The organism is Streptomyces sp. NPDC057565 (genome assembly GCF_042801455.1).
Taxonomy (GTDB): Bacteria; Actinomycetota; Actinomycetes; order Streptomycetales; family Streptomycetaceae; genus Streptomyces; species Streptomyces yanii.
In genome coordinates, this window is record NZ_JBHVFU010000166.1 from 1 (window position 1) to 1833 (window position 1833).

Here is a 1833-nt window from a genome sequence, read left to right on the forward strand (position 1 = left end):
CGGCCGAAGGCCGCCCTCGTGTAAGGCGGTTGCCAGTCCGAGTGATCAAGTACGAGGAGCCGTTCGACCTCCGAGGTTAAAGATCAAGCTAGGGCCTGTTGCGAAAGTGCTGGTCACAGCGAGTAAGCGCGGCTGCCCCCGCCGCGGTGGTTGTCAGTGCGGCCTCGTAGGCTCTCGGCGACTTGATCGAAGGGATTGTCGTGGAAGACCCGACGGGTATCGCAGCATTGGCCAAGATCCTGCCTCCGGATCAGGGCGCGGACGAGGAGATCGACTGGACAGCAGCCGAGGCACGTTGGGGCACGCGATTCCCGCGTGACTACATGACCTTCATGTCGGTCTACGGAGCCGGCTCGTTCGATGAAGTGTGCATCCTGATGCCCCTGCCGAAGGAGTACATCCAGTGGGACCCCGGAACCTTCGAGGAGGAGACGGAGAACGCCCGCTACACCTGGGAGATGCTGGACGGCCAGGAAGGCCTCGACATCGACCCGGACCACATCCTCGCCTGGGGGGTCACTTCCGGCCCTGACATCCTCTGCTGGCTGACGACTGACCCAGACCCCGACAAGTGGCCTGTCCTCGTTTGCGGCCGACACACCCGCGATGACTTCACCCTGTTCACCTGCGGCATGGTCGAATTCCTCCGCAAACTGCTCCTGGACGAGTTTGACCCCTACCCACTCAGCATCGACCTGCGCGAGGCCTCCCCACGCTACGTGCACTGGTTCGAGGAACAACGCCGCTGGAAGGCGGGGTTGGACCCTTACTCCGGTGAGCCACGACCGGCTGACCAGTAGGGGCTATCCCGAGATCGCTGGTCACAGCCACTCGTTGATGGCCGCGACCAGCACCGTCGCTTCGTACCGGACAGCCAACTTGTCGTATCTCGTGGCCACGGCTCGATGCCTCTTGAGCCGGTTGATCCCGCACTCGACCGCGTGGCGCTCGCGGTAGTCGATCTTGTCGAACTTCGGTGGCCGGCCACCGGCCGAGCCGCGCTTCTTGCGGTTGCGGATCTGGTCGGCCTTCTCTGGAATCGTGCAGGGGATGCCGCGCTTACGCAGGTACTCGCGATTCTCGCGAGAGCCGTAGGCCTTATCGGCTCGGACCTTGTCCGGCCGGGTCCGTGGCCGGCCCGGGCCAGGACGAGGCACCCGGATAGCTTCCAGGACTGGCTGGAATTGCGGGCTGTCGTGCCGCTGGCCGGCTGTGATGCGCAGCGACAGCGGTTTCTGTCCCTGCTCGACGGCAAGGTGCAGTTTGGTGGTCAGCCCGCCACGCGAACGTCCGAGGCCGTGATCCTCGGGCTCGGTGTCGACACCACCGGGCGTCTCCTTCTGGAGTGCCCCTTTTTCCGCGCCCCGGCCGCGTGCTGGTGGGCTCGGGCGATGGTGGAGTCCACGCTGACCTCCCACGTGATCAGGCCCTGCGCGTCAGCTTCGGACTGCAGTTGCTCGAAGATCCGCTTCCAGGTGCCGTCGCGCTGCCAGCGGCGGAACAGGTCGTAGGCCCGGTCCCACGGCCCGTACCGCTCCGGGACATCCCGCCAGGGTGCACCGGCCCTGGTCCGCCAGCGTATGCCGTCGATCAGCTGTCGACGCGTCCACGTCGGCGGTCGGCCAGGCTTCTTGCCTCGCGGTAGCAAGGGTTCAAGCCGGGCCCACTGGCCGTTTGTCAGATCTCCACGCCCCACGGCTCTTGATCATCTAGGACCTTGATCGACTTTCGCAACAGGCCCTAGTGTCCTGAGTCTTTGATTCGGTTTAGATATCCGGTGAGGCGTTCGAAGATCTCGTCGGCGGTCTTCGTCCAGACGAAGGGCCTGGGGTT

The 1833-nt window shown here is 64.8% G+C and carries 2 protein-coding genes; one reads left to right on the forward strand and one right to left on the reverse strand.

Translation table 11 applies throughout. The features are described 5' to 3' along the window. Positions 1–200: 200 nt before the first annotated feature. Entirely contained in the window at positions 201–800 is a 600-nt protein-coding gene (locus ACFU8W_RS52375) for an SMI1/KNR4 family protein (RefSeq protein ID WP_384052969.1), read from the forward strand. Positions 801–821: 21 nt separating this feature from the next. Here ACFU8W_RS52375 and ACFU8W_RS52380 read toward each other — a convergent pair. After that, positions 822–1696, reverse strand: a protein-coding gene (locus ACFU8W_RS52380) for an IS5 family transposase (RefSeq protein ID WP_384052971.1) whose coding sequence is annotated in 2 segments (ribosomal slippage) — positions 822–1349 and positions 1352–1696 — 873 coding nt in all. Because the reading frame shifts where the segments join, the coding sequence is not laid out codon by codon here. Positions 1697–1833: the final 137 nt, after the last annotated feature.